This is a genomic window from Methanosarcina spelaei (assembly GCF_002287235.1).
Lineage (GTDB): Archaea > Halobacteriota > Methanosarcinia > Methanosarcinales > Methanosarcinaceae > Methanosarcina > Methanosarcina spelaei.
The window spans coordinates 1-26,046 of record NZ_LMVP01000279.1; the positions used below are offsets into that span (position 1 = coordinate 1).

At 37.7% G+C, this 26,046-nt stretch carries 22 protein-coding genes, 1 tRNA gene and 1 pseudogene; 14 read left to right on the plus strand and 10 right to left on the minus strand.

The features are described 5' to 3' along the window. Positions 1 to 228: 228 nt before the first annotated feature. The 3 genes from ASJ81_RS12765 to ASJ81_RS12775 all read right to left on the minus strand — a co-directional run bounded on the left by ASJ81_RS12765 (position 229) and on the right by ASJ81_RS12775 (position 4,057). Entirely contained in the window at positions 229 to 1,872 is a 1,644-nt protein-coding gene (locus tag ASJ81_RS12765; RefSeq protein ID WP_095644780.1) for a tRNA uridine(34) 5-carboxymethylaminomethyl modification radical SAM/GNAT enzyme Elp3, read from the minus strand. Between the two features lie 375 nt (positions 1,873 to 2,247). Next, positions 2,248 to 2,823 carry a hypothetical protein gene (locus tag ASJ81_RS12770; protein WP_095644757.1) on the minus strand — a complete coding sequence of 192 codons (576 nt, stop codon included), beginning with the start codon at positions 2,821 to 2,823 and terminating at the stop codon, positions 2,248 to 2,250. Positions 2,824 to 3,577: 754 nt separating this feature from the next. Then, entirely contained in the window at positions 3,578 to 4,057 is a 480-nt protein-coding gene (locus ASJ81_RS12775) for a hypothetical protein (RefSeq protein WP_095644758.1), read from the minus strand. Between the two features lie 1,500 nt (positions 4,058 to 5,557). Here ASJ81_RS12775 and ASJ81_RS12780 point away from each other — a divergent pair. Both ASJ81_RS12780 and ASJ81_RS12785 read left to right on the plus strand, forming a co-directional pair. After that, positions 5,558 to 7,558: an S-layer protein domain-containing protein gene (locus ASJ81_RS12780; protein WP_095644759.1), complete on the plus strand. Its 2,001-nt coding sequence runs from the start codon at positions 5,558 to 5,560 to the stop codon at positions 7,556 to 7,558. Between the two features lie 176 nt (positions 7,559 to 7,734). Next, a complete protein-coding gene (locus tag ASJ81_RS12785; RefSeq protein ID WP_141241715.1) occupies positions 7,735 to 8,484 on the plus strand; it encodes a hypothetical protein in 750 nt (249 codons plus the stop codon). 515 nt (positions 8,485 to 8,999) lie between these two features. Here the strand turns inward: ASJ81_RS12785 and ASJ81_RS22240 are convergent. Next, the gene (locus ASJ81_RS22240; protein WP_170943304.1) at positions 9,000 to 9,257 is read right to left on the minus strand and encodes a hypothetical protein; all 258 of its coding nucleotides are present in this window, start codon (positions 9,255 to 9,257) and stop codon (positions 9,000 to 9,002) included. A 13-nt stretch (positions 9,258 to 9,270) separates the two neighbouring features. On the opposite strand from ASJ81_RS22240, the gene ASJ81_RS12790 reads away from it, so the two are divergent. The 3 genes from ASJ81_RS12790 (at position 9,271) to ASJ81_RS12800 (ending at position 10,976) form a co-directional block, all read left to right on the plus strand. Next, a tRNA-Met gene (locus ASJ81_RS12790) sits at positions 9,271 to 9,381 on the plus strand. 302 nt (positions 9,382 to 9,683) lie between these two features. Beyond that, positions 9,684 to 10,391, plus strand: coding sequence for a DUF421 domain-containing protein (locus ASJ81_RS12795; protein ID WP_095644761.1), 708 nt, complete (start codon positions 9,684 to 9,686; stop codon positions 10,389 to 10,391). Positions 10,392 to 10,535: 144 nt separating this feature from the next. Next, positions 10,536 to 10,976 (plus strand): hemerythrin domain-containing protein, encoded by a 441-nt coding sequence (locus tag ASJ81_RS12800; RefSeq protein WP_095644762.1) that lies wholly within the window; start codon positions 10,536 to 10,538, stop codon positions 10,974 to 10,976. Between the two features lie 832 nt (positions 10,977 to 11,808). On the opposite strand, the gene ASJ81_RS12805 is transcribed toward ASJ81_RS12800, so the two are convergent. Then, positions 11,809 to 14,412, minus strand: coding sequence for a right-handed parallel beta-helix repeat-containing protein (locus tag ASJ81_RS12805; RefSeq protein WP_170943305.1), 2,604 nt, complete (start codon positions 14,410 to 14,412; stop codon positions 11,809 to 11,811). A 1,153-nt stretch (positions 14,413 to 15,565) separates the two neighbouring features. Here ASJ81_RS12805 and ASJ81_RS12810 point away from each other — a divergent pair. The 4 genes from ASJ81_RS12810 to ASJ81_RS12825 all read left to right on the plus strand — a co-directional run bounded on the left by ASJ81_RS12810 (position 15,566) and on the right by ASJ81_RS12825 (position 18,990). After that, positions 15,566 to 16,492 carry an NADP-dependent oxidoreductase gene (locus ASJ81_RS12810; RefSeq protein ID WP_095644763.1) on the plus strand — a complete coding sequence of 309 codons (927 nt, stop codon included), beginning with the start codon at positions 15,566 to 15,568 and terminating at the stop codon, positions 16,490 to 16,492. Positions 16,493 to 16,729: 237 nt separating this feature from the next. Continuing rightward, positions 16,730 to 17,134 carry a hypothetical protein gene (locus ASJ81_RS12815; protein ID WP_095644764.1) on the plus strand — a complete coding sequence of 135 codons (405 nt, stop codon included), beginning with the start codon at positions 16,730 to 16,732 and terminating at the stop codon, positions 17,132 to 17,134. 362 nt (positions 17,135 to 17,496) lie between these two features. Further along, on the plus strand, positions 17,497 to 17,889 hold the full coding sequence (locus ASJ81_RS12820; protein WP_095644765.1) for a YkvA family protein: 393 nt from the start codon (positions 17,497 to 17,499) through the stop codon (positions 17,887 to 17,889). A gap of 681 nt (positions 17,890 to 18,570) precedes the next feature. Further along, positions 18,571 to 18,990 carry a protease inhibitor I42 family protein gene (locus ASJ81_RS12825; protein WP_170943306.1) on the plus strand — a complete coding sequence of 140 codons (420 nt, stop codon included), beginning with the start codon at positions 18,571 to 18,573 and terminating at the stop codon, positions 18,988 to 18,990. A gap of 257 nt (positions 18,991 to 19,247) precedes the next feature. Here the strand turns inward: ASJ81_RS12825 and ASJ81_RS12830 are convergent, their stop codons facing one another. Next, positions 19,248 to 19,754, minus strand: coding sequence for a hypothetical protein (locus tag ASJ81_RS12830; RefSeq protein ID WP_095644767.1), 507 nt, complete (start codon positions 19,752 to 19,754; stop codon positions 19,248 to 19,250). An 806-nt stretch (positions 19,755 to 20,560) separates the two neighbouring features. On the opposite strand from ASJ81_RS12830, the gene ASJ81_RS12835 reads away from it, so the two are divergent. Genes ASJ81_RS12835 through ASJ81_RS12845 form a run of 3 tightly spaced genes read left to right on the plus strand, consistent with a single transcriptional unit; the run spans position 20,561 to position 23,587 of the window. Then, on the plus strand, positions 20,561 to 21,808 hold the full coding sequence (locus ASJ81_RS12835; RefSeq protein ID WP_095644768.1) for an ABC transporter substrate-binding protein: 1,248 nt from the start codon (positions 20,561 to 20,563) through the stop codon (positions 21,806 to 21,808). Next, on the plus strand, positions 21,805 to 22,518 hold the full coding sequence (locus ASJ81_RS12840; protein WP_095644769.1) for a GTP-binding protein: 714 nt from the start codon (positions 21,805 to 21,807) through the stop codon (positions 22,516 to 22,518). The genes ASJ81_RS12835 and ASJ81_RS12840 overlap by 4 nt, the downstream gene beginning before the upstream one ends. A gap of 55 nt (positions 22,519 to 22,573) precedes the next feature. Beyond that, complete coding sequence (locus ASJ81_RS12845; protein ID WP_095644770.1) at positions 22,574 to 23,587, plus strand: ATP-binding cassette domain-containing protein; 1,014 nt, start codon at positions 22,574 to 22,576, stop codon at positions 23,585 to 23,587. Positions 23,588 to 23,733: 146 nt separating this feature from the next. On the opposite strand, the pseudogene ASJ81_RS24615 reads toward ASJ81_RS12845, so the two are convergent. Further along, positions 23,734 to 23,948: pseudogene (locus ASJ81_RS24615) on the minus strand (nucleotidyltransferase family protein). Between the two features lie 102 nt (positions 23,949 to 24,050). Here ASJ81_RS24615 and ASJ81_RS12855 point away from each other — a divergent pair. Both ASJ81_RS12855 and ASJ81_RS24450 read left to right on the plus strand, forming a co-directional pair. Beyond that, complete coding sequence (locus tag ASJ81_RS12855) at positions 24,051 to 24,287, plus strand: hypothetical protein (RefSeq protein ID WP_095644771.1); 237 nt, start codon at positions 24,051 to 24,053, stop codon at positions 24,285 to 24,287. Continuing rightward, positions 24,287 to 24,550 (plus strand): type II toxin-antitoxin system RelE family toxin, encoded by a 264-nt coding sequence (locus tag ASJ81_RS24450; protein ID WP_095644772.1) that lies wholly within the window; start codon positions 24,287 to 24,289, stop codon positions 24,548 to 24,550. Before ASJ81_RS12855 ends, ASJ81_RS24450 begins: the two co-directional genes overlap by 1 nt. Positions 24,551 to 24,755: 205 nt before the next feature. On the opposite strand, the gene ASJ81_RS12865 is transcribed toward ASJ81_RS24450, so the two are convergent. The 3 genes from ASJ81_RS12865 to ASJ81_RS12875 all read right to left on the minus strand — a co-directional run bounded on the left by ASJ81_RS12865 (position 24,756) and on the right by ASJ81_RS12875 (position 26,038). Beyond that, positions 24,756 to 25,265 (minus strand): DUF3267 domain-containing protein, encoded by a 510-nt coding sequence (locus ASJ81_RS12865; RefSeq protein ID WP_245860124.1) that lies wholly within the window; start codon positions 25,263 to 25,265, stop codon positions 24,756 to 24,758. Positions 25,266 to 25,595: 330 nt separating this feature from the next. Next, a complete protein-coding gene (locus ASJ81_RS12870; protein WP_095644774.1) occupies positions 25,596 to 25,829 on the minus strand; it encodes a type II toxin-antitoxin system HicA family toxin in 234 nt (77 codons plus the stop codon). Continuing rightward, positions 25,826 to 26,038 (minus strand): type II toxin-antitoxin system HicB family antitoxin, encoded by a 213-nt coding sequence (locus tag ASJ81_RS12875; RefSeq protein ID WP_245860126.1) that lies wholly within the window; start codon positions 26,036 to 26,038, stop codon positions 25,826 to 25,828. The genes ASJ81_RS12870 and ASJ81_RS12875 overlap by 4 nt, the downstream gene beginning before the upstream one ends. Positions 26,039 to 26,046 lie beyond the last annotated feature (8 nt).

A 26,046-nucleotide genomic window follows, 5' to 3' on the forward strand; every position in this document is an offset into this window, starting at 1 on the left:
AATAATAATAATAATAATAATAATAATAATAATAATAATAATAATAATAATAATACTAGTACTGTGATTCCCAAGTAGTTCATAAAATTTGACTTTTGAATAGAGCCGAGAATCACGGATTTTTCCAGGAATTAAGGAATTTATTTTGGAATCGAAGCACTAGCTTCAGAATTTAAAGTCAAATTAGTGACAGGGTTAAAGTTAGTGACTTCTCTTGAGTTACAGGTCTTAGTCTTTCAAAACCTTTGACATATATACGTCATCAAGGACATACCCGAATTTTCGATAGTATTCTCTAGCTCCTATCCCACTAATAATGGAAAGTTTCCGGTACCCGTTTTCACGTGCTATCTTCTCTGCATATTCCAGAAGTTCCTTTCCATATCCTCTATGCTGCCATTCCTTTTGCTTTGCTTCTTTTCCTACAGGTACCATGGAACCGTAAACGTGCAGTTCTCTTATCAGGGCTGCATCCTGCAGTTCAGGACGGTGAGGGGCAGCCGGAAATCGCAAACGGGTAAATCCGATAAGGACATCTGAGACAAGGTCTTCAAATGCAATGAAATACTCTGTGCCTCCGCAAGCTTCATAATTTTCTACAGTCAGTTCAACATCATTTAGATTTATATTTCTCCCTTTCAGGCCAGTATGTCCTACTTCCCTGCAGCGGATACAATGGCACTTCCCTCCATTTTCTCTCAACTTTTCTTCTGCAAGCTGCCTGAGATTACTCTTTCGGACCCCGGCAATGATCTGGTAAGCTGGAATATCTCGCTGGATACGCTGGAGTCTTACCCATTTAGGCAGGATCTCTTTTATATCCGCAATTAGTTCAGCAGCTTCTTCGTCAGAAAGAGCTTTATAATCTCCTGCTTCCCAAAGCCTGTAAAGAGGAGTTCCTTCAGTTACAAGAGTAGGATAAATTTTGAGATAATCGGGCAAGAAGCGAGGATCTTCAAAGAGCTTTTTGAAACCTTTGAGGTCCAATTTCGAATCTGAGCCAGGAAGATGAGGCATCATATGAAATCCAACCTTGAATGCACTGTCTCTTAATATTTGGTTAGCCCTGACAATTTCCGCAACGCCATGCCCTCTCTGCATACGGGTGAGTACAAAATCATAAACACTCTGAACTCCGAGCTCTACCTTAGTTCCTCCAAGTCTAAGGAATTCATCCACATGTTTCTCTCCCGCCCAGTCCGGACGCGTTTCAAATGTGATTCCTACATTGCGAATCTCAGCTTTTTCATTGGCTTTCTGTACCTCCTCAAGAGGAATATAAGGTAAAGATTTCCCGATTTTCCAGGCATTTTCTCTCCACTCCCTACCTGTGAGATCGTTCATTGCCTCAAGGCAGCGTTTGATAAACCACTCCTGATAATCGAGACTGCGTGCAGAAAACGTGCCTCCCATAACAATTAGTTCCACTTTATCTACATCGTGACCGATTTCTTTAAGCTGGGAAAGTCTGGATTCTACCTGGGAATAAGGGTCAAACCCATGCTGGATCGCCCGCATAGCTGCAGGCTCTCTTCCCATATAACTCTGAGGTGACTTGAAAGTGGAATTTGGCCCTCCCGGACAGGGAAGACAAACTCCGTGCGGGCATGGAGCCGGGGAGGTCATTACAGCAATTACCGCAACTCCGGAAATCGTTCTTACAGGTTTTCTTCTCAAAAATTCCTTAATTAATGCCTTCTCTTCGTTTGATCCCTGAGTTATGATGTCTCCGTTTCTGGGTAGGCTGGCCAGATGATAGTGTTTACTGAAGTCTTTTTTTGCCTTATTTAACTGATTTTCGTTTTCGATCTCGCCAGCAAGTACTTTTTCAAGAATTTCCCTGCAGGCCTTGTTATAAGTATCTTCTTTCATCCCAAGTTCCATCTTTCCGGTTTAGAGATTCCGGCTTTTTATTCATATGACAGTTCAAAATAAAAAAATCAACTTTGAGAATTTCAAAAAGTATTTTCTGGTTTTAAAAAAGCCACTTAGTTTGATCTTATTGATAGTGTTTGAGCTGATCCCAAAGCTCAAAATGATTTATCAAATCAAACTGTGGATAATCAATCAAGAACTCAGGATCATTACGTGAGTTTGAAAACTCATATTTATGTAGTAGTGAATTGATTTTTGGATGAGTTATATATTTACTACAGGTAAAATGGCAGCTCAACATTTACTATACAGAGCCGATCTCATTTATTATCTAATAGATTTTTACAGAATAGATTTTTACAGACCGGTTGCTTAACAGAGATCAAAACCGATAATAAAAGTTCCGAGTCCTACTGCCGGTTTGAGGCCCATTGTAGACCTTAGATACTCATCTGAGGGAGTGGAGGGAGATGCAAGTACAGCATTTGTTACACCTTCTACACATTCTACATCCTGGCATTTCTGTGGTGGAAGTACTACAGTTATGGGTTCCTTCTTTGCATCCTTTGGCTTAGGTACGGAGTTCTTATATATTACGAAGTTTCCCATAACCAGCATGTCATTGCACTTTTTACACTCCTCAAGTTTCTCGGGATCATAAACATCCTCACCTACCTTTTCTCCATACTGCATAAGAACTACATTAGGCCCTTCAGGCCAGACATAGTTCATATTAGTTGTAAAGGCTATGATTACCTGGCGTTTGAAGACTTCCTTTATTCCCTGATTATCCCCGACACCAAGCCCCATAAGGACTGCTCCTTCGGCCTTCTTTTCAAGTTCAAGGATTTTCTCTTTGTCCTCTTCACTCAAAATATACGTATCTTCCACGCCTTTCATGGCTTTTATCCTGCATGTGGCATCCTGAATAACATTTTTACATTCCAAAGTGAATTCCCCTTAGTGTTTTTAGACCTATGTTCTGTTATTCGGTTATAAAATGGTCTTATTAGTTTCGTATTATTATTTAGCTTCTTCTTGTGTTTATAATGTATCGGACCTTTTTGCCTTCTTTTAAATTTACTGATATCATATAATGTTTTTATTATATTTCTCTTTTTATATCGTCAATTTTTAATAATATTCATTTTCTCATTCAAGTAGCGTAAAAGATTTCTTTTTTGAATAGTACTGCATAAGTTCCAAAAGCACTTATTATAAATATTCAAAATTATTTATAAATGATATTAGTGTTTTTTGGACCTTGAGTTCATTCCTATACTAAGCATCCTCAGGCTTAGTCTCTTTAGTGATTTAGCAGATATTCCACTTGAAATAATTTTTTCAAAAATAGGTTTCTATGGACTAACTGGAATCTTCATCTCAGAAGAACATATAAGTTATCACAAATTATGAGATGTATAAAGATGAAACTGGATATGAAAAGAAAGAGGTTAAAAATACTGAATATGGAAAAGAGAGGTTAAAAAGATGACGATTGTTGAGTCCGGGAAATTATCAGTTGATGAGTATATCACAATAATTAGTGGAATAAGTCGCAGTTAAGAAAAAAAGGAAGGAAAGAGTCCGTAAGAAGAATTCCTCTCACGGACTTTCTATTCCAAACTAAACAAATAAAATACAGAGACTTTAGAAAATCTCTGCACAAACGATCCATCACAGCCCCATACTCAGATAGACATCAGGTAACACTAACTGAATACGAGTAATCAGCAGATCCCTCTTGAGCCTCTACTACAGAAATCCATTCTCCTTGTTCCAAACCAGGAACTGACTGTATTGGTGGATAATCGAAATCTATCTTACCGTCTATACGTCCATCAGAGCCGTCATAATAGGGGCCAAATGATCCTCCTAAGGGTTTATTAATAGTAAGGCTCAGACTCGACGTTGAAGGCATCCAAATTAAGGTCGGGTCAAAAAAGTGCTTACCGGAAACTACGTTTGTATAATGAACTCTGTACCCGCCCTCATTTAAATGATAAACTTTTAAGATCCCAATATCTTTTAAAGCCTTGACGGTAGGAGTCCCAATCGCAGAAACCGTATTAGTAGCATCCTTGTTTGGACTCGCGCTCACGGCTGGTATACACGCTATACTCACAAGTAGTATCGCTGCCATAAATAGGATTGTTGTTCCAAGTTTATTATTTATTCCCATTTATTCTACTCCTTCATTATTTTTACCCAAGAAGCAGGATAAATAAGTTTAAATACTCACAAAATGATCTTGTTCCTGCTTTCGGGCGCATGGAGTTCAAATAGACATTCCACGATCCATTTATTTGAACTCCAGTAATTACTTTTAGTTAACTGTTTATAAGTTTTTCTGTGTAATATATAAATAATTGTTTTCATTTTTCTCTTCGAATTCACAAAATTCACCCAATTTATGATTTATAAGATTGTTGACCGTTAGTATAATATATAACATGAATGACGCAACATTTAAATAAAAATGAACTTATTGATATATATATTTAATAAGTTGAGTTTAAAAAATAACTTCTCATAAATTGACTATGCCCAACTATATTTTAACAAGATTAGATAAGAATCTGTTAGAAATTAATTTACATCTTAAGATAAAATTAAGGAATTATGTAAAGTTTCTGCAAAACAGGCAACTGTATTAAACCTAATATTTATAGTGTATTCTTATCCAACGACTCAGTACAAAATCCAGTGATGAACGTAAAACTCAAAATCACTAAATTTTGTAACTGGCCACAAGCTTTGTGATACAACTTCATGGTTGAAGTCTTAAGATGTCGAATATTGATTTTGATGAAAACCGGATTCTTCTTGTTAATGCAGACTTCCAATCAAGAAATGCAAAAATTACAAGTTTTTTCATGAACTGAGGCTTTTTACCAAAATTGATGAAGACATGTTAAGTGCAAGAAATAATCTACAATTATTTATTTGATCAAAAATATATTTGGTTCCTTTAAAATTGAACCATGAAATGCAGCTAAACATAAACTTTGAGATGATGATCCATTATTGTGTTCAATTATGAGGTTTACATAATCCAAGCATTTCTCATGCTAAGCTTTAACGGAAAAATGATTCAGTGTTTTATATGTATCTGTGAGTTGAACCACATGTTAACCAGTTTAAATTTAATGTGTGTTTATTAAATATTCAAAAAACAGCATCATGAGAAATATCCAAACTTTTTATGTCAACCTACATAAAGTAGGATCTTATAGTTTTCTAAATAAAAAAGCTTGAAATATAATCAGAATAAGTTTACCGAATGAATTTTTAAATATATAATAGAAATTATTTAACCTACGTTATAATTATATAATCTTTTTTCCATAGTATTTTATAAGTATTTCGAATTTATCTTTTAATTAACTTATAAAGAATAAACTGCCGGAGTTCTTTCGACATTTACCGTCATTTGTATCGTTGTTTTGCGCTTTTCCCCTTCAATTTCCCTAAAATAGACCACAAAAGATTTAATAAGGCAATTATTTTATAGAACACTTGTAATCCAATTTAGAGGGATAAGGAGGGAATGAAATCCTCTTCGGCAATAGACGAAATATAAAAGTCTGACTTGGTGAAGAATGGTGAAACCCTTAAAGTGTTGATCCCGACACTTCTTCTTACATACGACATATCTTAACAAACATGGAGGAACAATAAAATGAAGAGATTCGCAGCAGTGACACTGGCTGCTCTCATGCTTCTGACTGTATTTGCATCCGCCGCAAGTGCAGCAGACACACTTGAGATCCGCGGTCCTGTGTTTAACGGCTCTAATATCGACGACATTGTCGGCGATGGCATTACAATTGATGCTACTCAATTTGCAGCATTCTACTATGATATTGACGATAACGTCACAACCGAAACTCTTTCCATTAAAAACGTTGCCGGAAACAATGGTAATGTAATTGGAGAGGGCGGAATTGTATATTCAACCACTATTCAGAAGGTTGACTACGAATATGAAAAGCCAAGCCTTGGCTGGGACAACTACAGCTTGCTTGGTTTCTTCGCAGACAAATACATCCCTCTGAAATCCAACAGCGCTGACAAACTTGCCAAGCTTGTTATGGACAGCGATGACAAAGTCACTCTCAAGACCGGCGATACCCTTGACCTCGGTGAAGGATACTCCCTCCAGGCCAGGCAGGTAGATGTCGATGGTGACAAAGTCTGGCTCGAGTTCGACAAGGACGGAGAACACGTAGATGACGAAATAGTCAATGTTGGAGAAGGTGACAGCACCTGGGACGTCGAACTTGATGACATCCAGGATGAAGACGATGTTGTTGTCATGAAAGTCCATGTCAACCAGGTATTCCAGGGTGCAGTCGACAGTGTTGCACAGATTGAAGGTATCTGGCTCATTGACTACGCAAACGCCATAAAGATTGAGTCTGATGACGAATTCGGCGAACTCAATGATGTTTCCATTAACGGTAACACCCTTAACATTACCAACGAAGACACTTTCACTCTGACCAGAGATTCCACAAATGAACTCGCTGAAGGTCTGTCTTTCAAAGTCGCTGACACCCCAAGCAATGTGCTCAGGTTCTATCTTGCAAAGGATATCACCGAGCCCGGAACTTATGAAATAAGAGGAAGTGTCGCCTCCGGACCAGCTACCTGGGACGCAAGCAACTTTGCAGGTTTCTACTACGACCTTGATGACAATGTTCAAACAGAAAACCTCAGCGTTTCCAAACTGAATGGAAATGTAATTGGAGAAGGTGGCCTCGTTTACCAGACCTCCGTTAAGAAGGTTGACTACGAATATAATAAGCCAAGCCTTGGATGGGACCAGTATCCAGTTATTGGTTTCTTTGCAGAGGAATACATTCCACTGAAATCCAACAGCGCTGACAAACTTGCCAAGCTTATTATGGACAGCGATGACAAGGTCACTCTCAAAACCGGAGATACCCTTGACCTCGGTGATGGATACTCTCTCCAGGCCAGGCAGGTAGATGTCGATGGTGACAAAGTCTGGCTCGAGTTCGACAAGGACGGAGAACACGTAGATGACGAAATAATCAATGTTGGAGACGGTGACAGCACCTGGGACGTCGAACTTGATGACATCCAGGATGAAGACGATGTTACTGTCATGAAAGTTCATGTCAACCAGGTATTCCAGGGTGCAGTCGACAGCGTTGCACAGATTGAAGGTATCTGGCTCATTGACTACGCAAACGCCATAAAGATTGAGTCTGATGACGAATTCGGCGAACTCAATGATGTTTCCATACAGGGAAATACCCTCAAGATCAGCAATGAAGACACCTTCACTCTGACCAGAGACTCAGATCAGGATATTGCCGAGGGCATGTCTTTCAAGATCGCTGACACTCCATCCAGTGAACTCAGGTACTACCCATTCGTTACGAAGACTGTTGGTAACGTAACTAACAACACAAGCGACAGCATCCCCAAACCTGTTGACAACGTAACTGACAACGTAACTAACGTAACAACAACCCCTGATACTACGGACGACGTGAACGCATCAGACGATACTGATGAGACACCAGCTACCACAACCCCAGAGACAAACGCATCTGATGATGAAAAGAAGGAAAACTCCCCAGGATTCGGAGTTGTTCTTGGACTTGTCGGACTCGTTGGAGTTGTCTACCTCGTCAGGAGGAACAATTAAAATTTCTGATTGAAGGGTTTCCTAACCCTTCTCTCTTTTAATTCTTTTTTAAGTTCCTTTTGCAGATAACTTTTTATTCTACATATTTCTTAATTCAACCGATCTTTCAACTTTGAAATCCCGGTTTTAAACTTCGGTAGTTATTTCCAGGATTATACAGATTTTAGGTGAAGCTTATGAAAAAAATGGTGGCTTTAATATCTGCACTTGTGGTTTTAATGGTCGCATTTTCAGGCTGCGTTGGCGACAATAAATCCGCAGTAAATGGAACAGAGCCCAATAGTTCGGGAGAAAATGTAAATCCTGCCGAAACGGCTAATGTTAGTGAGCTTAACGATTCCGCAGTTAATGTAACAGAGTCGAGTAGCCTGGAAACGAATGTAACTCCTGCTGAAAGTGCAGCTAACACTAGCGAGTTTAACAAGCCCTCGGCTGGTGGAACAGACTCGACTAACTCGGGATCAAACACAAATTCCGCTGAAAGTACGGCTGACATTAGCAAGCTTGAAAACCTTCCAGAAGGTTTCAAATATGTTGGGTCTGTCCCTCTTAATGCAGCTGATATCAAAATCGATTACAACGCTGAGAATATTTCAGAAGTCGTCGGAGGATCCGAAGGAATGTACAAGTACAATGAGTCCGACTTCTATATTGATGTAATCGAGCTTGGGAATTCTGAGGTTACGACTAATTTGATAGATGCATACAAATCTTCCTTCAAACCATTAACAGAAGGCTCCCGTTTTGTCAATGAGTCATTTAATGGGCATTCAGCTGTAAGAATTGCAGACCACGTCACTTCCGCAGGAACCGAGATTCCCAGATATACTTATATTTGGGGCAGTGGAAACCATGTGTTTGTGGTTACCGGAAGTACTGCTGATGCCTCTCTGGTCAAAAAGCTGGCAGAAGCCACAGGATACTGATAATTTCAAGAAGGTAAAACTTTTTATCCTTTTTCCTTTTAACTCTTTTTTTCGGCTTGTTTTGGTTTAATTTTTTTATATTTTTATCTCTCTTCCCTTTGTCTAGCCACCTTCCTCAGTAAATTTATATTTAAAAATTACTTCTGTCATCTTATTTCTGTTTAATTTTTAAAATTGTATGAGTTTATTGATTTTTATGGAAAGATAAAACCAGGTATGTAGTGTATTAGAGGCAAAAAATAATATCAGTCAATTTTCACCAAATGCCATTAAGAATCAGGAGTAGCCTTCATCGAGGTCAAGGGCAAACTTCCGGACATCGGTTCCAAAAACACTATCATATAAAGCATTAATTCAAAAAAATACTGTGAGATAGGAGTCTGGAATATCTACCGATTAAACTAAATTTGAGAATTTTAATGATGTTACTCTAGAGAGTAATTTTCATTTTACAGGACTCTTTTCTGCCGACGTTAATGTTGCCAATTGACTGAAGGATAACTCCATCAACTTATTCAATTCCCTGTATTTATGGGATGGCAGAATACCAGATACTTCATCACATTAATAATGACCGTACTACCTTTGTATGTCCTTGAACGGGTGCTCCTGGTCGTCGCGGCAAGTTCGTAGAATTCCAGTTTTCTGTCAATTCCTGACAATGCCATTCTGTAAGATATCTCACTCTCAGACAACTTATGCATGTATAATACTACCAAAAACTCCAGTTTTTCGGTGTTCCGATCGTTAGCCTTTAATATATCTTTGTACATTTGTGTGTTGCAAGCCCGGATAGCCTAGATGGTTGGGGCGCCAGACTCATAGGGACAATTATATGAGGCGTCTTTAATCTCCTGAGATATCTGGAGGTCGCGTGTTCGAGTCACGCTCCGGGCATCTTATTTTTATTCATGCACTTTAATTCTACTTTTACGGATCTCTTGTTTCAAAAAAATCGTTATTTTGCGAATGTTTCATTGTCTATAGCTTCATTGTCCATATACTATTATTTTATTCAAAATAGCTTCTCTAAACTCTGTATTTGGGACAATTAATCGATTTTCTTACAGCGAAATCAGTTCTTAAACTTTATTAGTTTGGGAATCAAATCAGTGTCATAGTAAACTCAACATCACCAATTGTTTGCATAAACTGTTTAACTGAGAACTTTCAAGCTATTCCATATCTTTATTATTAATATGGCAGAACCTTCCATAGAGGCTTTCGAAATAAAAAGAATTCTTATAGCCGATGCTCCATGGCTTTTCATACTTGAAGTGATTGTTAGAACAGTTTTTATGTTTGTTTTTGCACTGATTATCATGCGGCTTTTAGGCAGGAGAGCAGTTGATCAGCTGACACCTTTTGATCTTTTGATTATTATTGCTCTTGGATCATCTATGGGAGATCCTATGTTTTATCCAGACGTTGCAATTCTATGGTCAGCTTGTGCAATTGCAACTGTTACAGTACTTTACAGAGTACAGACTGCTCTGGTGAACAAGTTCCCTAAGTATGAGGATTTTACTCAGGGTTCACCTGCTAAAATCATAAGTAATGGGATTCTGAATTCTAAAGTAATAGGAAAACATACCCCTACACAGGACGAAATTTTCCTTTTATTAAGAAACCAGAGTATCAGGAGTTTGGGAGAAATTGAGACTGCCTACCTTGAGAGGGACGGTAGTGTAAGCGTGTTTAAACTTCCAGCTGATAAACGAAATCCTGGTTTGCCCACTCTCTCTCAAGATATGATTTGGGAGTTAAATCCTCATAAAGCATATGAAAAAGTTGAAGACCCAGGCTTTTATTCCTGTTATAAGACAGGCGAGACTATCTGGTTGGAAAAGGGATCTGAATTTCCTGGTTGTGAGGGAAATATATGGATATCGTCCGAACAGGCATAAGAGAATTGTCTTTTTTCTATGAACTTGAAACTCAGAAGACTTTAACTCTTTATATATCACTTCTTTTAGAAATCGGGATCTGTAGTTATATATTTATATATTTGTAAATATCCTTTATTATACCTCAAATGAGGGGGGGGAAATATGGAAACAATATATGATATTTTGAAAGCAGAACACAGGCAAGTTTCTGATCTTATACAACAGGCAATGCGTGATGGATCAAAGGAGACTTTCTTTAAAGTAAAAGCTAAAACCGATCCTCATTTACAGGGAGAAGAGAAACTCTTTTATCCACTGCTTAAAGAAAAAGAAGACTTAGGTGAGCTTGTTAATCATGCCTATGAAGAACACAACGAAATAAAATCAATCTCATCCGAACTGGAAAGTATGGATCCTGGCAGTTCTAACTGGACTTCCAAGATCAAGGAACTGGATGAAAGCGTAAGCCACCATGTAGAAGAAGAAGAGAATAAAGTATTTCCAGCAGCTCAGAAAGTATTGAGTGAAGACAAAGCACAACAGATAGCTCAACAGTATCTAGACTTCGAAAAGAGTTTTAAACAACAACATCCCATGCCATAAAATTATAGAAGATTAGAAGAAGATGAGAAACTAGAGATATACAAACTTGAGTTTTATGCTAATTTTCTTTATTCTCTTTTTCAAGTCCATTTATTTGTACAAGTGTCCAGGTACACTCTTTAGACCTCTTAAGATTACAATAATTGCTTTTATGTAACCCACTTTCCGCAGATGTACACAAAAATGCCACTTATTATCTCAATACGGCAATAAGCTAAAAACTTAAAATCGGATTTGATGAGATAATATGGCAAATCGGCAAATAAATTCTACATCTGTGTACATCTGCGGAATGTAGGATGTAATAATTGCTTTTATATTTATGATCTTTGTATTTTCAAATGCAGTTAATAAGATTTGCATGTTTTAGAATGCCTTCTTTCTGTACTGAAGTAAAAATAAAAAAGTAAAATGAATTGATTTAAAAGAGTTTGCAATAACTCCTCTTCTATCCAGTAAACTTGAAGGAATTTTTTTCCCGCGCTTAAACGTACATGCATTTAAGGTAAAATGTAACATCATGCATGGGATACTCTGAATAGCTCAAAGACTTATAAATATACCTTATAACAGCAGCTAAAATTCTTTCCCACTTACATTAACCTCCCTAAGAAGCTATACAGCCTCTTTTTAAAAATTATGTAAATTACTTCATCGAAATCCTGTAAATTCCTAAGAATCTGTGTGGACTTTCTAACCTCCTTAAAAGCTGTACAGCCTCCTGTTGGACTCTCCTAAGAAGCTGTAAAACCTTAATTGGTCATGCCAAATCTCCTGCTGCTCATATTTCCAATAGTCAGAACATTTTCATGGATTTTTTCAGCACTCAGGATTAAATTAGGATATGAGAATCTACAAGAGGCAGATAATCAATACCCTCTGTATTTACGGCATAAACTGCATCACATATGCCATCACCGTTTTTATCAGCATGGGTCTGGCTGAAGCCATCCCCTTTTGGAGTAGCCCAGAAATTCCCACCAAGGTAAGACCCATCAACAATATTTTTTTCCGGTGTTAGGGTTGTGTTCAGACTCGTACCTGTGTTTGAACCTTGCAGGTAGATGTTATTTACATTGTTGAAATAGTTATTATAAACCGAGCTGTTTCCCGAATCTAGCAAATATAACCCATATTCCGAGTTTAAAGTAACCCTATTACTGTCCAGAATATTATTTCCGGAGAAACCTAGATAGATTCCGTGCACGGAGTTTGAGTTTGCCTGGTTACCTGACAGCCTGTTATAGCTGGAATTTTTTAAATAGAAACCGAACCTGTTATTCGATACGTTATTGTCACTCAGATTATTGTTACTGGAATAGGCAACCCACATCCCGTAATTGCTACCGGATACCGCATTATTGAGAAACTCATTTTCACTGGAGTTCTGCAGGTAAATGGAGACATAATTGTTCGAAGCTGCATTATTAATTAATGTGTTTTTGGCCGAATCCCAGACACTGATTCCAGACCCGTCGCTGTCTGACGCACTATTGCCTGTAAGAACATTTCCGCTTGATGCCTTTACGTGAATACCGATCTGATTATTTAATACCCTGTTGTCGTTCAGTTTATTATTATTGCTCGAAGAATACAACCATAAACCGTAATTGCTATCCGACACCGTGTTATTGATAAGCAGGTTTGCGCTGGAATTCCTCAGAACGACAGAAACACTGTTTTTCGAGGCTGTAGAATTGCTTAATGTATTTCCTACAGAATCCCACAGACTTATACCGGAATTTGTATTATCTGATACCTTACTGTTGCTAAGTACATTTCCGCTGGAAATTTTCAGATAGGCCCCGATTTTATTGTTTGATAAAGTATTTCCGTCCAGTGTATTATTGCTAGAAGAATCCGCCCAGATACCATAGATGCTGTCGGATGCCGAGTTATTGAGAAGCGTATTTTCCGTGGAATTACGCAGGAGAACTGAAATTCCGTTTCCTGAGACTACATTACTGTCCAGAAGAGCACTGCTGGAAGAGTCAAGAATGATTCCAGATCCTACACCCGAACCTGAGTTATCGAGAATAAAGGAATTGTTCGCACTGGAAATGTTTAAAGTCGGATCTGTGTAATTGTTTGAGACCCGGTTGCTTTCGATATTGCAGTACTTAACTCCATTAAGGTGAATGCCTGATCTGGGGTGGTTTACAGGCCCCGTGATATTCAGTCCGCGAATTGTCACTCCGTCCGCGATAATATAGAAAACATCATCCAGACTATTAGCTGCCTTGATAATAGTGTCCCAGCTAGTATCCCCACGACTGAAAGATTGGGAGGTAAGGGTCAAATTTGTAACGTGCACGTCGACGTTTTCTTCATAGATACCCGGGAAAATAAGGATCGTGTCACCAGGAAGTGCATTGTCTATTGCCGCCTGGATAGAAGTAAAATCTGCAACCGGGCCAGTACTGTTATTAACAGTAATCACTGCAGGCTCTGATCCTTTGATGGGAAGATAATCTATGAACTGAGTGCCTCCAATATTATACTGGGAATCAAAAATTCCGTCAAGGTCAATGTCCCTGGATTTTTCAGGATATATAGTACCATCGGGTTTTGCCCAGATATTGCCTCCGAGATAAGGACCACCAGCTATGTTAATACCCTCGGTTTTAGTCACGTTCCAGTTATTTTTGTCCGATACTGTTTCGGACTCTATGTTTACCGTGTTATTGAAACAATTATTGTAAATTAGATTGTTTGAAGTTTCGTAAATAAACATTCCTGATTTCTCATTGAGGACTACAGTATTACCTACAAGGATGTTGCTGTTTGATTCGCCTGTGAGATAAATACCTTCTGTATTTTTAGAGATTAGATTATTCTCCAGGACATTGTTAGAGGAATCAAAAAGTGAAATTCCGTTACTGCAATTTGAGATTAAGTTATTACTCAAATTATTGTATATGCCGCCGCCAAGACTGATACCGGTCAGACAGTTCGAAATTTCATTATTATCAAGCTTGTTGCCTGAACTCATTATGTATAGATCGATACCGTAGCTGTTATTTAACAGTTTATTGTTTTCAATGCGGCAATCAGTAAATCCGAGAACATGAACTCCTGAGGATTTGGATCCACTTATGCCAAAACCTTTAATGCTTACGCCGTTTGCCAGGATACTGAAGATATCCTGAGAGACATCGGCTGCCCGGACTATAGTATCGGAGGAATTTCCAGATTCGGAAGCAATAGATATGTTCTTGTTAACTACGATATTCTCCTCATAAGTACCGGGTTTGACAATTATTTCATCTCCTGGACTTGCAGAAATCACAGCAGCCTGAATGGTGTTGAAATCTGCAATCTGATCAGTGCTGTTGTCTACATAAATTAAATTAGCTGCTGCACTTCCTGCAGTAACCAGGTAAAGCGCAAGAGTCACTAGAAAAATAACTTTGCTGAGTTCTTTAACATGCATCATGGTAAGCTCCGCGTTAGAATTTAGAGAAATTCCTGAGGTTTTGTTTTTGTAGCATTTGTCGGAGTTATTAACCGAATAAGGAGAATTTATGTGAGATATCACAGGATGTTTCAAAACCGAAGAAATTGAGATTAAATCAATAAGATCGGTAAGATTTTTAGATAAATTTGACTAGTTAATTAATTAGGTTAATTTGATTGGTTAATCGACCAGGTTATTTTGACTGCGTAGTGTGGAATTGCTCACAGTTCCCATAACTCCAGACTTTGAGGCTAGTTTTAAAAGAGACTAAAAAACCAAACACTCAAATTAATGTTCTTACTCACATTCCTATCCGGTTTATTGCCCTGGCGAGTTAGCTACGATATGACATAGAACAGCGTTTTTCAGCAGGAACTGTATAGTTTTTTGGAACTGAAAGCATATATAAAAAATTTATACTGTTATAAAAAATTAACTCAAGAGTTAGAAGGTGAATTCGAAAAGACAAGAATTCAGGAAAATAGAATGTCCAAGTCTAGATACATCATAAGTCGGAATAAGAAGCAGCATTCTATGAATTTTTCTCTACGGACTTTGATCCCTACCAAATCATTAAGATGAATGCAAACTAAAGCTGGGCTTAGGAAATACAGAAAATTTTCCAGAGCCGAAAAGTCTACGTAAAACTATGTTTAATATTTTTGTTTATAGCTCAAGTTTTTAATCTAATTTTGTTCATTTTACTCTATTTCACGCCTTTGAGTTCAGTTTACACTCATATTTAGACATTTTACACTTTCCAACGTATTTATACTACGTGTTCCTACACTCCATTCAAATTTAAAGAATTCTGACAATGCACTCGCCTGATATTTATTTTAGTTTTCGGAAGAAGTAATAATAACAAATTTATAGAATTATCATTATATTTAAATCTGGATTATAATCAATGTAATGACTCCGGAACGCGTTTGAGCGTGCTTTTTGTAAGGAACCTTTCAGCAATATGCACAAGCATTGGCAATTATTGAAGGAAAATAAGGGATATTGAAAAAGTAAGGGATATTGAAAAAGTAAGGGATATTGAAAAAGTAAGGGATATTGAAATAAAGATTGTTTAAACGAAAACAAAGAGATATGACTCATTAAAGAATCCTTTTGAGGTGAAAATTTGAAAGCGATAAGGATTTACGAGTTTGGGGAACCCAACGTCCTGAAGTATGAGGATATTTCTGAATCTCAGCCAGGCCCTGGTGAAGTTAGAATAAAAGTTATTGCAGCTGGAGTCAACCCAGTAGATTGGAAGATACGTAGTGGTTATATGGAACTGCCTTTGCCAATGACTGTGGGATCGGATGTTGCAGGTGTTGTGGACGCGGTAGGACAGGGAGTTAAGTCCTTCCAGCCTGGAGACGAAGTTTTTGGTAAAGCATCTCCAGGGGAGGGAGGATATGCTGAATACACGGTTGTCAATTCTGCACAGATAGCTCAAAAGCCCAAAAGTATCGGATTTATTGAAAGTGCTGCTATTCCTACTGCAGGACTGGCTGCCTGGCAATCACTTTTCGATATTGCAGGTCTTGAGCGCGGACAGACTGTGCTTATTCACGGAGCTGCGGGTGGGGTCGGAAGCTTTGCAGTCCAGTTTGCCAAATGGAAAGGTGCATATGTTATTGGCACTGCATCGAGTACAAATGTCGAGTTCCTAAAAAGTATAGGTTGTGATGAGGTAATCGACTACAGGAACCAGCGGTTTGAAGATATCATGAGCAATCTTGACGTTGTGCTGGACACAATTGGGGGAGATACATTAGAAAGGTCCTGGGGTGTGTTAAAACCCGGAGGATTCCTGGTAACGACTGTAGCCAGCATTCCCGACGGAACACCACAAAAACACGGAGTACGGGCAGAAAGGCTCATGACGCAGGCTGATGGAAAAGAACTCGCTCAAATAGCAGCCATAATAGATGAACAGAAAATCAAGCCTATTGTAACAACTGTGCTTCCTCTTGCAGACGCACAAAAAGCACATGAAATGAGCGAAAGCGGCCATACTCGTGGAAAGATTGTCCTGCGCGTTGCAGAGGATCCGAAGTGAAGCCTGAACCTATAACTGCTTATAAGCATGGCTGGTAAGCACGAAAGTTTGAAGGACTTTCTCTGTTGGAGGTAGAAGTGGTATCCAGTCCTTTGCCTCTACCGACTGGCATATAAAATTATGGTTCCTACCATGATAAGAGAAAGAAATACATTGAAAACGAAAATCAGTGGAAATTTCAGTGGAAGCGATTGATTCAAGTTATCTGAGCACCTGAATTGCCGGATGGGGGGAAAAATGCCAGAACAGCCGAAAAAATCCAGGAGTCTTATTCCACTTTATATAGTTATTACTTTATTTTATATAGTCATTGCATTTCAGGGAAGCGAAAATAGTGTCCTGTTAGAATCGGTATCCGAAGAATCTGATTTTCAGGTTAACCTTACTAAAGATATAACTTATAAATTTTGGATTGATAATCCCAATGGTCCCGAGAAAATAAACGTAACAATTAGTAAAGACTCATATATTGCTCTCCAAAACACATTTGTATTGACACAGCCAAGAAAGAGCTACCTTCCTGAAAATCCTGAATTTACTGTGAAAGAAAGTGGGGTTTATCATGTACACGCCAAACCGCTGAATTCAGGGACAGTCTATATGGAAATTGAGGAACTGGAAGTTAAGAATCACAATGATTAAAGTGTTCCAGATAGATGACAACGTTTTTGGGTTTTACGCTACCGATTTTGTTTTTAACTTGGTAATTTATAATCAAATTTTCCCGATAATAGTAAAATTCGGTAATCAAGAGTATATTGAGTTTAATGGCCAAATTTAATGACTAAGTTTAGTGGCTAAATGTAATGGCAGAGTCAGTTTCGAAAAGAAAGACCAGTTTTGTTATAAGACTATTTATTGCTCTAATTAGTGCAAAAAGGGAAACACTATCAATAGGATAAGGAAAAATACTGTTCGATAGGACGAGAAGAGATACTAACAGGATATGGTTAATATAAAAAATTATGTATACAATTATAATTAATATGTGACTGGGAGTTATTATGGATAGAATGAACAATGTAAGAACGAAACCAACTGAAGCAAATCTTGAGTACTTTAACATTAGTCCAGAAAAAATTTCTGATACTAACCTGGGATTTTCTGAAGAAGTCAGAGACTATCGTTACCACTCAACAGATTTCAGAAAAAGCTGGTATTACTTTGGACTATTGCTTTCTATGTTGTTGGATTTATTTAAAGGAAGATACCCGCTTCCAAAAAAGACAGCATTATTGATAGTGTTTGCCTTTCTGTATCTAGTAAGTCCAGTTGATATTGTTCCAGATGTTTTTCCTCTAATTGGACTTGTCGACGATGTTGCTGTGCTTGCTTTTGCATTTAATTTTATCAAAGGCGACCTGGAGAATTATAGAGACTGGAAAATGAGTAAATGAAAAAAATAACCTGAACCATTATACTTGGTAATACCATAAATTTTACCAGAGTATTCAATAAGTTTAGGATTCCCAGAATTCAGGCAGTATTATTGAAATTACAACAAAAGGTGCCAGTAAAATAAGAGTTTTTATGGTTAATTTGAGGAATTTATTTTTTAATCTGATAATAAGACTCAGTACCAAAATCTAGTGATGGATGTAAAATTCAAAATCACTAGATTTTGTAAATGGTCACCATCCGTGTAATACAACTTAATGATTCAAGTCTTTAGATAGCGAATATTGATTTTGATAAAAACTGGATTCTTCTTGCTAATTCAGATTTTCTATCAAAAATGCAAAAATCACTGGATTTTGGAACAGAGTCGATAATAACCTCTTTTTATATTAATGTTAGATGCTGAAAGTCTATTTTAATTTCATATTATAAAGGAATATATTTCATCATAATAAGTAATTTATCGTCCATTTTTTCTGTAATTACTTATCTTAAGGATAATTTATTCTACTTGTTTTATATATCAGCCAGTGATATCAGTATTTAATTTCCACCTTTTCAATATGATATATGGAATAAGTCTAAGCTTCAAAATCTAATGAAGGTTAGAGATATGAAAAACGAAAATAGATAGCTAAAATAATTCGATAATTAAGTTGCTGTGAATGGATGGTGATATAATGTCAAAATTTATACCTGGAATGATAGTTTTGATTACATGTTTGGCTCTGGTAACACTTCCAACTGCTGTATGTGCTAAACATGATATAGTAAGTCAAAATAAGATAATAACCGAAAATGACAACGGAAATACCATATATATTAAAGAAGGAAATGCCTTTTTTTTGATGCTTAAAGAAAATCCGAGTACAGGCTATTCCTGGCAACTCAGGTTAAGTAACGGACTTAACCAGCTCTCGGACAAATACCAACCCTTCGGATCTTTGAAAAATAATTTCATAATTGGTGCAGGTGGATTTCGTTTATGGAAAATTGAAGGCGTAGCCAAAGGCAGTCAGCAAGTAAACGCAATATACAAAAGATCCTGGGAGTCAACAGGTGAGGAGCAGACTTTCAAACTTAACGTTGTAGTAGTCTGAATAGTGCTCTTTATACCTTTTCTTCATTTTTACATTTTCTTAAACTCCACTGAATGAGGATGCAGGAAATTTTGAAAATATTTTTTCTGACATTATATGTAGTTACCACAGAAAAAACGATAACGGAAAAAATTGTGAAAATTGTAAGGACATCTGCAGAAAGTAAGGTTCAAGATTTAAAGAAGTAGTTTTTAGAAATCCAGCATAAGACCAACAGTTTTTCTATACTTCATCCCTGCTTCAAAAAAGAAACAAGTTTATGTTATTCCTGCTAACTCAGACGCTCTCTTAAGATGATCTGTACCGGAATTGCGAAATGTTCTGGCCTTCAGGAAATTTTCAGCTCCTACAGTACCATTTTTCGTCTCATTTGCTCCGTGTAGCAAAAACTGACCTGCAGAGTTATAGTCCTGAAGAGCAACCCTCCATTCTTTCTGTGCATCCTGGAGTTTGGGAGATACGGTATATTGATCATTCTCCTTAGTGGCATTCTGAGTATCGTTTACTATTTGTTGGGCGTAGACTGCAAGCATTGTATAGTCAGAGTTGTTTGTAGCGTTGGATACTCCATCCAAATCTGTTTTAAGTATCCTCAGATGCTTCTGGACGTTGTTTCCCCATGCAATGTCCTGGTAAGCTGACTTGAAGGTATTTAGCGGTGAACTTGATTGAGAAGCATTTTCGTCGTTTTGCGATTCGGCAAAACCGCTGACAATCAGTCCAAATAGCAAAATAAGTAGTACGAAGTAGATGTATTTTTTCATATACATACCCCTAAAAGTCCATTATGAACTATAGAAATATAGAGGAGATGTATTATAAGATTTTCATTCATGTATCATCAGTTAAGCATTAAACCCTGTCTCCTAAATATAATTTTACAATAATTATAATATGTTCGTATCTATGTCTCCTCACTGTCAAGCTACTCTTGAAGAAGTTGAAAATTAAAATTGGTTCATATGCTTTAGATGATGCTTATAATTCATTCAATAGTTATGCAGACATTTGTAATTATTTCAAAAGCAGTCATGTAATATATCCTCCTTGCGATGCTGCTATAAGTGAAGAAGGAAAAGTTGAACATTACATGTAAAGTAACTATTTCTCAAATTAGAATGGAAGAAATGCAAAGTTGATTTAATGAACTAACTTGATGAGCTAATTTGAAAGCTAATTTGAAAGCTAATTTGAAAGCTAATTTGAAAGCTAATTTGAAAGCTAATTTGAAAGCTAATTTGAAAGCTAATTTGAAAGCTAATTTGAAAGCTAATTTGAAAGCTAATTTGAAAGCTAATTTGAAAGCTAATTTGAGGTTAGTTTGAGGAGCTAATTTGAGGAGTTAATAGGAATAAGACTTCCTAGATAGCAATATTTATATGTTTGTATCTTTTATTGGAATAACTAATATTCCACAAGACAGAACAAAAAAGAAAACGGTGTAAATGTGGAATTGATACTGTTTGATAACGTAAGTTTTTCCTTAATGGAGATACTGTTATTAAAATTATAATCTGAATATTATAAAGGGAGAGAAAATACTGCTCAAGGACATATCAGGCGGAATGGTATGAAAGCAATTGACGAAACAATGAGTATATACCAGATCTTAAGTGAATACCCATATTTACTAAAAATATTCAAACAGCATGGAATGGAGAAATTTGAAAATAAGGAAGTTCTCGAAAAACTTGGCCCTTTACTGAAATTGAAAACAGCCCTATCAATGGTATCGCTGAACAAAGACTCCTTTATTAAGCTCCTTAATCAGGCTATATTAGACAATGAAACAAAAAGAGATTTTACCCTTGCAGATTCCCCGGAGCGGCAAAAAGAGCTGACCCTTCTTGCCCTTTTGCCCTGCGGCATGAAGATGCCCTTTAACCGTGCATTTGATAACTTCTCAACTGAGTACAGCAGACAAATGAATAATGTGCTCCATTCTCTCGTGGAAGGAAATGTTAATCATGAACTTTCCTATTATGCCTATATCGATCTGATTACATCGATTGACGAACTGCCGGACATAATTGTAAGTTCTGATATTAACAGCTTCTACCACAAATCCTTCCAAGAGAATTTTCTCAATAAGGAATATTTTATAAATCTTGCTCCAGCTCCCATGAACATTGATTTTGAATCCATCGGTTTTGCCGATCCCCGCAGCCAGTTTACCATGATTTCTGCAAACCTTCTTGTTCTTGTCACGATAGATGAACTCATGAAGGATAATACCAGACCAGAATCCTGGGAAGATCTTTTAAAAGACGAGCACCGGAACAAGGTCGTTATGCGGGGACAGGATGGTTTTTTCTGTAATGGAGTACTCCTCCCTTTCTACCGACTTTACGGTATGGAAGGAATTAAAAAGCTTGCTTCGTCAGTATATACAGGAATCCATCCGTCCGAAATGGTCAAAATGATAGACAGCAAAAAAGATGATGTACCACCAATGTATATCATGCCTCTCTTCTTTGCCAAGAAAATTCAGGATAAATCCCGGATAACAATTAATATACCTTCAGAAGGAACTATTGTAAGTCCTGTACAGATGCTGGTTAAAAAAAGTGCGGTCGAACGGGTTAAAGAGATTACTGATTTTATCTGTGGAAAAGAATTTGGGGAAATCTCTGCCAGAGCCTTTTTCCCAACAACGAACCCTGAAGTTAATAATAATCTTGAAAGTAACCTTGGAGGAAGAAACTCACTCTATTGGCTGGGCTGGGATTTTTTGATGAATACTGACATAGGAAAGCTTAAAAACGAAATTGAAGAAATTTTCAATAAACAGTTTTATGAGACAGGAGGTGTTGTGTGAGGCTTGTTACGGTAGCAGGTCCTCCCTCATCAGGAAAAACCAGTATCATTATCAAGACCATAGAAGAGCTCAGACAGAAGGGTTTTTCAATCGGTGTGGTAAAATTTGACTGCCTCTCGGCTCAGGATGAGAATCTCTATTCCACTCACAATATTCCGGTCAAAACCGGGCTCTCAAGAGGACTCTGTCCTGACCACTTTTTTGTAAGCAATATTGAAGAAGCTCTCAAGTGGGCCAAAGGGAGAAGTTTTGATTTTTTGATTACCGAGAGTGCAGGCCTTTGCAACCGCTGTTCTCCCCATATTAAGAATGTTCTGGCAATTTGCGTTATTGATAACCTGAGTGGTGTCAACACACCTAAAAAAATAGGCCCAATGTTAAAACTTGCAGACATTGTTGTTATTACTAAAGGGGATATTGTGTCCCAGGCAGAGCGTGAAGTCTTTGCATACAGAGTCAGACAGGTTAACCCCAGAGGAATGATAATTCAGATCAACGGCGTTACAGGACAGGGTAGTTTTTATCTTGCAAAACTCATGGAAAAAACCTCTATAATTGAAACCCTTCAGGGAGCTACACTTCGGTTTACCATGCCCGGAGCTCTGTGTTCATACTGTCTTGGAGAGAGAAAAATCGGGGACGACAAGCAGATTGGTGTTTCAAAGCTGGTAAATTTCAGAGGAGAAGAACAGGCTAAGGGAGAAGAATAGGCTAAGGGAAAAGAACAGGCTGAGGAAGAAGAATAGGCTAAGGGAGAGGAATAGATTGCGGACAGATTTGCTTCACATGACGATAAACGAACTCAGGAAGATGATGCCCTGGATAGAGGATTACTTCTCTGCGTTTGCAATTGATTCCGTACATTATGGGAATGAAAAACTGGAAGAGCTGGGTTCGATACTTGGTGAAGATTATTTTATTGAGATGGAAAGCAGCTCTTTTGCCTTTATTGATGGTTTCTTTCTATTTATTGAACAGGCCAGAGCTCTTCAACAGGGAAACGGGTTCACGGTCGAATCACTAACCGTGCTCCCTGGACGCAATAAGAATGATGAAAAAGAAGCCTTTTCGATAGAGCTAAAAAAAGGCGAGGTGACAGCAATTGTCGGTCCGACAGGATCAGGCAAGTCACGTCTTCTGGCTGATATAGAATCTCTGTCTCAGGAAGATACTCCAACCGGCCGGAAAATACTGGTTAATGGCCGAGCTCCGGATGACGAGGAGCGTTTCTCAACTGAAGGGCGTTTTATAGCTCAGCTTTCACAGAATATGAACTTTGTTATGGATCTCAGTGTCGAGGAGTTTCTAACCCTGCACGCAGAGAGCCGTATGGTTAATGAGATATCCCATGTTGTTCAGAAAATATATGATACTGCAAACATCCTGGCAGGAGAACCTTTCAGCAGGGAAACTCCTGTTACGGAACTTTCAGGAGGACAATCACGCGCTTTAATGATTGCAGATACCGCACTTCTCAGTCCGGCATCTGTCGTCCTGATCGATGAGATTGAGAATGCAGGCGTTGACAAGATTAGATCTCTGGAACTTCTGGTGAGTAATAACAAGATTGTTTTAATCAGTACTCACGATCCTCTTCTTGCTCTATCGGCAGATCAGCGACTGGTTATTCAAAATGGCGGGATTTCAAAACTATTAAAAACCACACAGGATGAAAAAAAGTACCTGAAGAGCCTCGAAAAAATAGATAACAAACTTACTTTTCTCCGAAATCAGTTGAGAAGGGGTGAAGAAATCGACTTCAGCGATTTTCCGGTGTAGCTTAATTTCATCGGGATAAGAATAAAATTGAGAATATGACTGAGAATATGACTGAGGTAAAGAGATTCATTCTTTTTCATGCCGAAATAATTTTTGCTTCCAAATAACTTTTGCTTCCTTTTTAATTTCGTCAATAAGATATGGACTTATTGATTCTTCGGTAACAAATCGACCTTTACTCCAGGTAACTCTGATAGTTCCTTTTCAATTCGTGTAAGGATTAGCAGACCTATTATTTCAGAAAACTCTACAAGAATGTCGATATCGCTTCCGGCTTTTCTTCTCCTCTGGCATAAGAACCAAAAACAGCTACTTTCGTTGCTCTTTCTTTTTCAAGGAATGAAGAAATTTTTTCGAACAAATCTTTGAAAGGACAGAGAATCTATTTAATTTTAGATAACTTTGATACACAACCTGTTGAACTCAAAATGTTTATAACCTATATTATCCTATAGGATAGCATATGGCTGCTACAACTACAGTTTGTCTTGAACCTAGAGTAAAAGAGATGTTAAATGGCTTAAAAACCCACCGAGAAGAATCTTATAGCTCCGTAATCGAAAGGATTGCAACTATGGCTTATGATAGCGAGCCCTTAACAAACAGTGAAATTACAGAAATTGAAGAAAGCCTGAAAGACATAAAAGCAGGAAGATACTATAGCGAAGATGAAGCAAAGAAAATGTTAGGTATAGACTAATGTACACTGTTCAGTATACTTCACACGCTATTAAGGATATCAATAAACTGCCACCTGAAGTTAGAAAAAGAATTTTTGATGCGATTAATGGGATTAAGGAAAATCCGTTCTCACACGTCAAGAAATTAAAAATGTCTCCTGACTCACCTATCCATTCTTTGAGAGTAGGAGAATATCGAGTACTGTTGAATATTACACGATCACAGCTTATTATTTTTGTAATAGGAGCTGGATATCGAAGCACAGTTTACAGAAAATTTTAACTAAAAGTACTGAATAAGAAATTAGGATCTGATAAAAAACAGGTCCTGTTACAATATTAGACAATATTAGGTCTGAAATTTTTTCAGCAAAGGACAAAACTGTATCGCTTTTCTTATACGCTAGCCAGCTCAACTGTTTTTCCCTGAGTATAAAAAGAAATTTTTATGTGTGTATTTTATGTGTGTACTTTAGGATCACATGTCTTCAATTGCTTTCGGGAACGCTCTGATCTATCCTTTTCCAGTAAGTCCTTATCCCGTTGAAGGTAAAATACACATTTGCAGGCACCTGAGTTAGTACAAGAATTAAGATAAGGATATCCACGCCAGAACTCATAGCATTTAACAATATCAGAACCTTTGCTAACGGATTTAACAGATCCAGAACCCCAAGGATTCCAGGGAGTATTATTGAGAGCAGGATAAAAGGTGCCAGTGTGATAAGAATATATCTTGATTTTGATACTTCTTCTTCCGAGTAAACAAATCCGCCAAAATAAGTAATTCCTAAAAACGTTTTATTCGACGTTAGAAAACCCGGAACAAAGACAAAATGAGCGAGTTCATGAATAAAAATCAGCCCTACAAGGTATACAATATCCTGTAAAGATATGGTTAGTTTTATCGTTTGCAAAGAACTGATGCCAACATCTGCTAAAGAAAAAGGAGAAAATATGCCAAGAACCGCCATAGAAAACAGAGTGCTCAGGATCATTAACGGGACTGATAAAAGTATGGCGGTGCTAGACTACCAGGCTCACGCAGCTGTATCCAGTTGCTTGCGGTTAGCTCTGAATGCCTTTCAGAATTTACTTGAGGAAACTTGTATCTCAGCCGGATATTACCTTCTCCTTTTTACATTATACAAAAGGACTGTTTTATTTTTTAAAGCTTATTAGAGAAAAACAGATTTGATAAAGAAGGAATTTCGGGATTGTATCACTTTTTTATTATTTTTTCGGCCCAGCCCCATTAGCTACTTCGATTGGAAATCATGAGATTACGCCGCTTTAAAGAAGAAAAGAAAACTTAAGCCTTCGATTTCTCAAACCTTTTTTCTTAATTCACCATACATTTCCCGTGAAATCCTGCTCTGCTTCAGGATTTCCTTAAGGAGACCAATGCTTAAATCTTCATTCCCATGTACTGGCACTACTGTTTTTCTGCCGTCAGGGTGAACATATCTCATATGGCTTCCAACCTGATGCACCTTTTGAAAGCCAAGCATTTCAAGTATCTTGCACATTTCCCTTCCATTTACAGGAAGGAGTCTACTCATACTTTTACCTCTACCTGCTGAATCCCTATAAACTTAAGAGGCATAACATCTTCAAGTTCCTCAGCTTCAAGACAGACCTGTATCGCCTCTCTTATGCGTTCCATAGCCTGCTCAACTGTTTTTCCCTGAGTATAACAACCGGATATGTCGGGAACTTTTGCAATATACATCCCATCTTCGTCCTGTTCTATCAGGACCGTGTAGTTCAAGCTCTTGC